The organism is Terrimicrobium sacchariphilum (assembly GCF_001613545.1).
Classification (GTDB): domain Bacteria; phylum Verrucomicrobiota; class Verrucomicrobiia; order Chthoniobacterales; family Terrimicrobiaceae; genus Terrimicrobium; species Terrimicrobium sacchariphilum.
The window spans coordinates 3,755,371-3,763,298 of the sequence record NZ_BDCO01000002.1 but is presented as its reverse complement, the minus strand read 5'-3'; the positions used below and the strand labels follow the sequence as shown (position 1 = coordinate 3,763,298).

Genomic DNA, 7,928 nt, shown 5'->3' with positions numbered 1-7,928 from the left:
CCCATCTCGAACACGGAAGTGAAACGTCACAGCTCCGATGGTAGTGCTTGTATAGCTTGCGCGAGAGTAGGTCGTTGCCAGAGTTAACCCCGCTATAGGCGAAAGCCCGTAGCGGGGTCCTTTTTTTATACGCCAGTGCGCCCACCAGCACCTGGCGCTTTTTTTTACCCCCCCCCCACTGCCGCACTCCACCCCATCCCAGGGGGGCTTTTCTTATTCCTTACACATCGGATGCGGCTGATCCGGAAGCACCGCCTTCGTCGAAACCTCCACCTCGCGCTCCATCCCAAGAACCTCCAACAAAACCGCTACTCGCTCCCTTGCGGGCAGCACTCTGCTCACCACCGCACGTAATCCCTGGAAGGGACCGGCAATCACGTTGACCTCCTCGCCGATTTCGATTTGTGGCTGGATGACAATGGTTTCCCCATCCTGAACCTCGCGCCGCAGATCCTCCACGATTTCCTCGGGCACGACTGTCGGAGAATCTCCAAATCCCACGATTGTGAGGACTCCGCGGATTGATCGGACGTGCCGGCTTTGCGTCGAATAATCCATTCGCGCAAAAATATACCCGGGAAACATAGCCTCCGTTACCCACGTACGCCCTGTCCGCCTCGCGCGCTCAAAGCGGATAAATGGACAAAAAACCGCTAGCCCGACCTCCATACGGAGGAGTTGGCTGGTCAGCCGTTCATTCTTGGGCTTGGTACGAACGCAATACCATAGGGCGGTGTCTGTCATAGCGGGAGAGTCGACAACGACAAATATACAGGGTGTGTAGACGCATTCGAGTCCGATTGCGGATTTCCCATGAGGAGGAATCGTAACATTAACGACGTTGGCGCGCCCGTTGGGGAGAATATCCTGTGAATAAGTCTACCCTTTCACATGAACCACTATCGCACAGGATGGATTTCCGATGTCCACCTCGGTACCCGGGGCAGCAAAGCGGGCGCACTACTCAAGTTCCTCAAGGACAGCGAGTTTGAGACTCTCTATCTCGTGGGTGACCTGATCGATATCTGGGCGCTCCGTCGCGGCATCTACTGGCCGCAGGCGCATAACGATGTGATCCAGAAACTTCTCCGGCGCGCTCGCAAGGGGACCGAGATTATCTACGTGGTGGGAAATCATGACGAATTTCTTGCTCGCTTCTTTGGGCAATACGGGAACATCAGTCTCCAGAAGAATGCCCTGCATACCACGGCTGATGGCCGTCGGTTGCTCGTGATGCATGGGCACGAACTTGACACGGTCGTGCAGAATCTCGGCTGGCTGGCGCATGTGGGCGATGTGGGATATACGCTGCTCATGCGATGCAACGGCGTCGTGAATTTCTTCCGCCGCGCAATGGGCCTCGGCTATTGGTCCCTGAGCGCCTATGTGAAGGCGGAGGTAAAGAATGTCGTGAGCTTTATCGGGCAGTTCGAAGAGGCCATCGTACGGTACGCGCGGGATTTCGATGTCGATGGGGTGCTATGTGGACACATTCATACTGCAGCAATGCGCGAGGTGAACGGCGTCACCTACTACAATACCGGGGACTGGGTCGAGAGTTGTACGGCGATGGTTGAGCGTTTCGATGGCACCATTGAGATGCTGCATTTCTCTCCCGAGGAAACTGATGGGACTGCGGATGAAACCCCAATGGAATCGATTCCCGCTCCGTTGCTTGTTCTCACCCGCTGAAGTCACCCGGTATTACCTACCCCCTATCCCTTCCATTCCGCCGGATCTGTGATGGGAGTCTGGCAGGCGAAATTCTCGCAAAGGTAGAGTGCTGCAACGGGCGTTTCGCGCGCCGCCATTTCGGCCAGAGTTGCATTTTTTTCCGTGAGGGTGGAATTCTTCCCGGCTCTTAAAATGGACCTCCTCGGGGCGAAGCTGCCGTGGAGACGAGTCAGCCATGTATCGACGGAAGCCGAGCCCTTTCGTCCGACGATCACAGCCTGCGCAGGAGCGCTGAGCGCCAGGTCGAGAGCGACGAGCATTTGTGGAACGGCGGTCGGAGCCTGGGCGATCTGGATTCTGTGGGCTGCAAGGATACGGCGTGCTTTCTGCTCACCGCGGTCATCGTGTATCATTCGCGCCAGGCGCAGAAGGTTGAGGGCGCTGATGGAGTTTGCCGAGGGTTCGGCGCCGTCGTAGTCCTCCTTGAGTCGGACGGCGATGAGCGGATCGCCTGCCGGGCTGCTGAAGTAGCTTCCGCCCGGCTCGTCCCAGAAGAGCTCGTCCTGAATGTGCTGGAGCTCGGCAGCGCGGGTGAGCCATCTCTCTTCCAAGGTCGCCTCGTAAAGATCGATGAGACCTTGGATCAGAAAAGCATAATCCTCGGCAAAACCAGGGATATCGCTCGCCCCGTCACGCCAGCTTCGAAGCAAGCGGGCGTCACGAGTCAGATAATTTTCAATGAAGAGCGCCGCTCTGGCTGCGGCCGCGATATAGCTGGGCTCCTGCAGAGCCGCGCCAGCTTTGGCGAGAGCAGAGATCATGAGTCCGTTCCAGGCCGTGAGGATCTTGTCGTCGAGATGAGGCCGGGGGCGCGACGCACGGAGATGGAACAATGCCGCCCGGCTGGCGGCAAGTGTGTCGCTGTCCCCGGGTTCGCGCTGAATGAGGATGTTCTTGCCCACGAACTCTCCCTGCGGATCGCTTTCGTCCGGAGAATTTCCCCCGGCCATCACACCGTAGTGCCGGCAGAACTCCTCACCAGCCTCCGCTCCGAGCGCCTCCAGGATCTCCTGCTGGGACCAGACATAAAATGCGCCTTCAGCGTGCTCGGGCCGGCCGTGGGCGAGCAGGCTGTCGGCATCCTCAGCGGAGAAAAATCCTCCCTCCGCATGGGGCATCTCACGGATTACGTAGTCGGCCGTTTCCCGTGCGATCCGGGAAAAAACCTCCTCTTGCGTAATCTGCCACGCCTCCGTGTAGGACACGATGAGCTGAGCCTGATCATAGAGCATTTTTTCAAAGTGAGGGACATGCCAATATCGATCGACCGAGTAGCGGTGGAATCCGCCGCCGAGATGATCGCGCAGACCTCCCTCCGCCATTTTACGAAGCGTAAAGAGCGCCATCTGAATGGAGTGCTGCCCGTGGGTGAGATCGGCCCGTCCAGCATAGCGGAAGAGAAAATTCAGGACTGATGGACGCGGGAATTTGGGGGCTCCGCCGAACCCTCCTTCCTCGTCGTCGAAGGAGGAGGCAAAACGCTCGTAGGCGCGGGCGAGTGGTAGATCGTTCTCAGGAAAGGCGGGGTCCTGCTCGCCGGAGTTCATATCACGCAGAGCCTCGACGACGCGATTTGCCTCGGATTCGATGCGGGCCGGTTCGTCCGACCATAATTTTGAGATCTGGCGCAGGATATCGGGGAAGCTGGCGCGACCGTACCGGCTCTCCGGCGGAAAGTAGGTGCCGCCAAAGAACGGCTTACCCTCCGGAGTCAGCCATACGCTCATCGGCCACCCGCCGGAACCCGTGGTGGCTTGCACGAAGGCCATATAGAGCCGGTCGACATCGGGTCGTTCCTCCCGGTCGACTTTGATGTTGATGAAGAGCTCATTCATCAGCGCTGCGATCTCGGTGTTTTCAAACGATTCGTGTGCCATGACATGGCACCAGTGGCAGGTCGAGTACCCGATCGAGAGGAAGACGGGCCTCCCGAGGCGCCTGGCTTCCTCAAACGCGGCTGCGCCCCATGGGCGCCAGGCGACGGGATTGTCCTTATGTTGCAGGAGGTAGGGAGACTTTTCCCCGGCGAGGAGATTCTGGCTCATGGTGGAAAGATGGGTGGTCGCCGACTGGATCGATCGGACGGCGTTGGATGGTGGGAGAAAAGGCAGCGGGCGACTACCCTGCCACAGTGACGGGTAGCTCGACGCGGAAGGTGGCCCCCTGGCCGGGTGTGGTTTCCACCCAGACACGACCGCCAAGATGCTGGACGATGCGGTCGACAATGGCGAGGCCAAGGCCGATCGAGGACTCGCCGCCGGTGGGGCGGGAGGCAAGGCGCGCAAATTTCTTGAAGAGTTTTGCCTGATCCGCCTCGCTCAGGCCCGGTCCCTGATCGCGCACGTGAATCTGGAGAAACTTGCCCTCAATATCGATGCGCACTGTGACCACGCTCTCGTGCGGGGAGTATTTCAGCGCATTGGAAATGAGATTCTCCAGGATGCGTACCACCAGGGCCTTCTCGAGGAGGATCTCGCAGTCGGCGTTGACTGATTCGATGACCATCGTAATGCGCTTGCGCAACGCATTGGCCCGGGAGATATCCGAGGCCTCGGCAAGCAGGTCGGAAATACGAAGGGTCTCTGTATGCTGGCCGGCCGAGGTGCCTCCATCGAGACGGTAAATATCGAGAATGTCCCGTATCATCTCGAGCGTATCGTCGGCGACGTTGACGATCTCCCGCGCAAAGGCGGGAATCTCTCCGGCTTGAGAGGCGGATTCCTCCACGATGAGATCCGCGAGGCCACGAATGCCCGACAAGGGCGACCGAAGGTCGTGCGCGGCCAGAGCGAGGATCTCGTCTTTTTCCTGGCTGACCGCCTCGAGATTGCGATTCAGGCGCTCGACGTTGGAAAGAGCGGAGGAGAGCTCAAGTTTCGTGCGTTTGAGCTGGAGCTGGGTGGCATCGCTGATGCTGGTCAGCTTCATCATCTGGGCGAGCATCGAGCGGTAATGCTCGGCAAGCATCTCGCAGTAGTGTTCCAACTCCTCCGGGGGCGGATGCCGCGTAAAGGCTCCCTCGGCTTCCTTGAGGACAGACAACTCCTTCGCGAACAAAGCCTGCATGGCTTCCTCACGGGAATGGCTGAATGACGGTCGTTTTCCCAGCACTGCCATGGCTTAGGTTAATCTTCCGAGAGGTTCTAGCAAGCGGGGAAGCGAGAAATCGTGGAGGAGTTCCTCCCCGGTCTCCTTCATCACCTCGAGATCTGACTGATAATACCAGATGACGGACACCTTGCCGCCCTGTTGGTGATACGCCTCGAGAAGGGCGAGGAGGTCGAGCAGCGCTTTGGTCGAGCTGGTATTCAGGTAATCGAGGGAAAAGGCCAGCTTCAGAGGCTGCTTTTCCCCAATCCTTGAGCGCATCCACTCCATGATCGGCTGAAAGTAAGCACTGGCATTTTCTGGGTAAGCTTCACCTTTGAACCAGATGACTCCGGTTTTCGAATCCTCGAAGACATGCGGCGTATAGTCGGTGGCTGGAATCTCAAGAGGGCTCATGAGCAGTCGTGTTTGCGCAATATTGCTGTGATCTCGACGATCGACTCGTCGGCGGAAAGCGGGCTGATGGTGCAGGCTACCGGAGAGCCAGTTTTACGCCGGATCTCGATTAGTCCGATGCCTGCACAGCCAGGTTGCCGTGGCTTATGCAGTTCCGCACGCCGGATCCTTACGAGTCCGGTGCGGCTGAGTCGATCCGTATCCGAGACGATCTCGGCGACCTGTCTGGCTGCGGCCGGCGATGCGGCATTGCGGCTGTGGATCGTGAAAGAATCGACGGTGTCGGTGATGGAGATGATCGCAGGAATGGCTGAGGTGTTTTGTGAGTGTTTCAGCACGTTTTGCGCCATTTCCACGAAAATGGTTTTCAAGAGGTGGGTGACTGGCCGCGGAGCGACCAGGGAGTTCATGAGCCGGGTGGTCGCGGCAGCGATTTCGGCTTGTGTAACCGGACCGCGGATCTCCAGCACGACGCGAGAGGCGGGTGCGATGGCGGGGGTTGCTTTCATGCTCCGATAGAGACATTTACACCGACCAGCGTGATGTCGTCCCGCTGGGTGGCTCCGCCGCGGAATGCTTCAAGCTGCGCCGCGATCTCGGCACCCTGCCGCATCATCGGAGTGCCGTGGACACTGAGCACGAGGTTGCGCAGGCCGGATTTGTCGAAGGGGCGACGAAGGTGGTTGGGTTGATGAATGACGCCATCGCTGAAAAGATAGATCGAAAGATCCTTCGTACGAGGCACCTTGTGCTGGACGTACTGAATCTTGGCGGGCAAGTGAGCCCCCCCTCCCAGCCCGTGACGGTCGCCGCGGATCTCACCATAAAGCGGGGTACCGCTGGATCCATCGACCCAGACCAGCGGGAGTCCCGCCCCGGCGAAGACGATCTTGTCGGGATCGATGCGCACGAGTGCGGCGTCCATGCCGTCCTTGTTGTCATTGGTGGGCGAGTTTTGCCCTAGCGCGGCCCGGACCCTGCCGTGGAGTCGCGAAAGGATATCCGCAGGGTCGTTTGCGCCGCGTTCGATGACGATCTGCTGGAGCAACACAAACGACATCATCGACATGAACGCCCCTGGCACTCCGTGCCCTGTACAGTCGATCACCGCGAGGTAAAACGAATCTTCCCGGGCGAGACACCAGTAAAAATCGCCCGAAACGATGTCGCGGGGCCTGTAGATGATGAAGTGGTCCGGGATCATTCGCTCGAGTGTCTCGGGCCGGGGAAGGATGGACTCCTGGATACGCCGGGCATACTCGATGCTGCTGATGATCTTGCGCTGGCTGGCGTCGAGGGCCTCGCGCTCCTGCTCCAGGCGACGCGCAAATATCTCCCTCATGTCCATCTCATCGCTGACCTTGCCGATCACCTTGTTATACTCGGCGGCGATCTGTCCCACCTCGGTGTGGGGTTGAAAATCCAGACGGGAGGTGAAGTCTCCTCGCGTACTGTGACGCGACATCTCGCTGAGCAGGTCGATGATCTCGGTGCTCGCTCCATGCTCAGCGACGTTGAGGCCGATGCGCTCGCCTTCCTCGTTGATCCGGAGGGGAACCAGGCGGTTGATGGCGGTCAGAAGCAGCCAGCCGACGCCGAATGCACAAAGGAAAAAAACCACGGCACCCAGGCATTGTACGCCGAGCTGCTGGGAGCGATTGAGGCCGGTGCCGAGCGCTGCAAGGTCGCCGAACAGAGCGACGGCCAATGTCCCCCATACTCCGGGAATCGCGTGAGCCGCGCTCGCTCCCACCACGTCATCGATTTTCCAGTGGTCCAGGAGATGAACGGCGAAATAGCTGATGATGCCTCCCACTGCCCCGATGAAAACCGCTTCGCCGGGAGAAACGGCATGGCAGCCTGCCGTTACGGCGACGAGACCTGCCACGCATCCATTGAGCGTCTCGGGCAGGAGCGGGAGCTTTTGGAAATACCATACTGCTCCCATCGCGCTCAGGCAACCCGCGCATCCGGCGAGCACGGTATTGACGATGATCATCCCGACTCGATGGTCGAGGGCAAGGGTGCTCCCGCCATTGAAGCCCAGCCATGCGACGAAGAGGACCAGTACGCCCACCGTGGAGGTGACCAAGCTGTGCGGATTGGCCAGAGGTAGCTTGCTGTCGAACCGGCCGAGTCTCGGACCGATGACCATTGCCGCCGCCAGAGCCATCCAGCCGCCCATGCTATGCACGACCGTCGAGCCGGCGAAGTCGACAAATCCCAGTTGCTTCAGCCACCCGGAGGGGTTCCATGCCCAGCCGCCGGCTATGGGGTAGAGCAGGCCGGAGATCAGTATGGTCACGAGCAAATACCCGCCGAAGCGCATACGCTCGGCAACGGCTCCAGAAACAATGGTCGCCGCGGTAGCGCAGAACATCATCTGGAAAAGGAAAAATGCGTTCTGGGTATTGCTGGCGTGTTCCGCCGGGGAGAAAAAGAAACCCGTCGTGCCTATCCAGCCCGCAGACGTGCCAAACATCAGGCCGAACGCGAATGCCCAGAAGAGAAGCGACGCGATGACGAAGTCGATCAGATTCTTGAGCGCAACATTGATCGTGTTCTTCGACCGGACGAGTCCAGACTCCAGCATGCAGAAACCGATCTGCATGCACATCACCAGTGCAGAGCAGGCGAATACCCAGAGCAGGTTCGTCGCGTCCATCGTCTTCAGTCGTTCCGGTTTTTTC

The 7,928-nt window shown here is 59.1% G+C and carries 7 protein-coding genes; 1 reads left to right on the top strand and 6 read right to left on the bottom strand.

The genetic code is table 11. The annotated features are described in order from the left end of the window. Nucleotides 1–213: 213 nt before the first annotated feature. On the bottom strand, nucleotides 214–744 hold the full coding sequence (gene nusG / locus TSACC_RS22575; protein ID WP_075080529.1) for a transcription termination/antitermination protein NusG: 531 nt from the start codon (nucleotides 742–744) through the stop codon (nucleotides 214–216). Between the two features lie 147 nt (nucleotides 745–891). Here nusG and TSACC_RS17650 point away from each other — a divergent pair, with 147 nt between their 5' ends. Next, nucleotides 892–1,692: a UDP-2,3-diacylglucosamine diphosphatase gene (locus TSACC_RS17650; RefSeq protein ID WP_075080528.1), complete on the top strand. Its 801-nt coding sequence runs from the start codon at nucleotides 892–894 to the stop codon at nucleotides 1,690–1,692. A gap of 23 nt (nucleotides 1,693–1,715) precedes the next feature. Here the strand turns inward: TSACC_RS17650 and TSACC_RS17645 are convergent, their stop codons facing one another. The 5 genes from TSACC_RS17645 to amt form a co-directional block, all read right to left on the bottom strand. After that, nucleotides 1,716–3,779, bottom strand: a complete 2,064-nt coding sequence (locus tag TSACC_RS17645) for a thioredoxin domain-containing protein (RefSeq protein ID WP_075080527.1) — start codon at nucleotides 3,777–3,779, stop codon at nucleotides 1,716–1,718. A gap of 73 nt (nucleotides 3,780–3,852) precedes the next feature. Continuing rightward, nucleotides 3,853–4,851 (bottom strand): sensor histidine kinase, encoded by a 999-nt coding sequence (locus tag TSACC_RS17640; RefSeq protein ID WP_084400574.1) that lies wholly within the window; start codon nucleotides 4,849–4,851, stop codon nucleotides 3,853–3,855. A 3-nt stretch (nucleotides 4,852–4,854) separates the two neighbouring features. Next, the gene (locus tag TSACC_RS17635) at nucleotides 4,855–5,238 is read right to left on the bottom strand and encodes a DUF1987 domain-containing protein (protein WP_075080525.1); all 384 of its coding nucleotides are present in this window, start codon (nucleotides 5,236–5,238) and stop codon (nucleotides 4,855–4,857) included. Next, nucleotides 5,235–5,747 carry a DUF6272 family protein gene (locus TSACC_RS17630; protein ID WP_075080524.1) on the bottom strand — a complete coding sequence of 171 codons (513 nt, stop codon included), beginning with the start codon at nucleotides 5,745–5,747 and terminating at the stop codon, nucleotides 5,235–5,237. The genes TSACC_RS17635 and TSACC_RS17630 overlap by 4 nt, the downstream gene beginning before the upstream one ends. Continuing rightward, nucleotides 5,744–7,903 (bottom strand): ammonium transporter, encoded by a 2,160-nt coding sequence (gene amt / locus TSACC_RS17625; RefSeq protein ID WP_075080523.1) that lies wholly within the window; start codon nucleotides 7,901–7,903, stop codon nucleotides 5,744–5,746. Before amt ends, TSACC_RS17630 begins: the two co-directional genes overlap by 4 nt. Nucleotides 7,904–7,928: the final 25 nt, after the last annotated feature.

Bases quoted from the DNA above. Each gene is read 5' to 3' on its own strand.
- nusG (WP_075080529.1), bottom strand. From the start codon at position 744: ATGACAGACACCGCCCTATGGTATTGCGTTCGTACCAAGCCCAAGAAT.
- amt (WP_075080523.1), bottom strand. From the start codon at position 7,903: ATGGACGCGACGAACCTGCTCTGGGTATTCGCCTGCTCTGCACTGGTG.
- TSACC_RS17645 (WP_075080527.1), bottom strand. From the start codon at position 3,779: ATGAGCCAGAATCTCCTCGCCGGGGAAAAGTCTCCCTACCTCCTGCAA.
- TSACC_RS17650 (WP_075080528.1), top strand. From the start codon at position 892: ATGAACCACTATCGCACAGGATGGATTTCCGATGTCCACCTCGGTACC.
- TSACC_RS17635 (WP_075080525.1), bottom strand. From the start codon at position 5,238: ATGAGCCCTCTTGAGATTCCAGCCACCGACTATACGCCGCATGTCTTC.
- TSACC_RS17630 (WP_075080524.1), bottom strand. From the start codon at position 5,747: ATGAAAGCAACCCCCGCCATCGCACCCGCCTCTCGCGTCGTGCTGGAG.
- TSACC_RS17640 (WP_084400574.1), bottom strand. From the start codon at position 4,851: ATGGCAGTGCTGGGAAAACGACCGTCATTCAGCCATTCCCGTGAGGAA.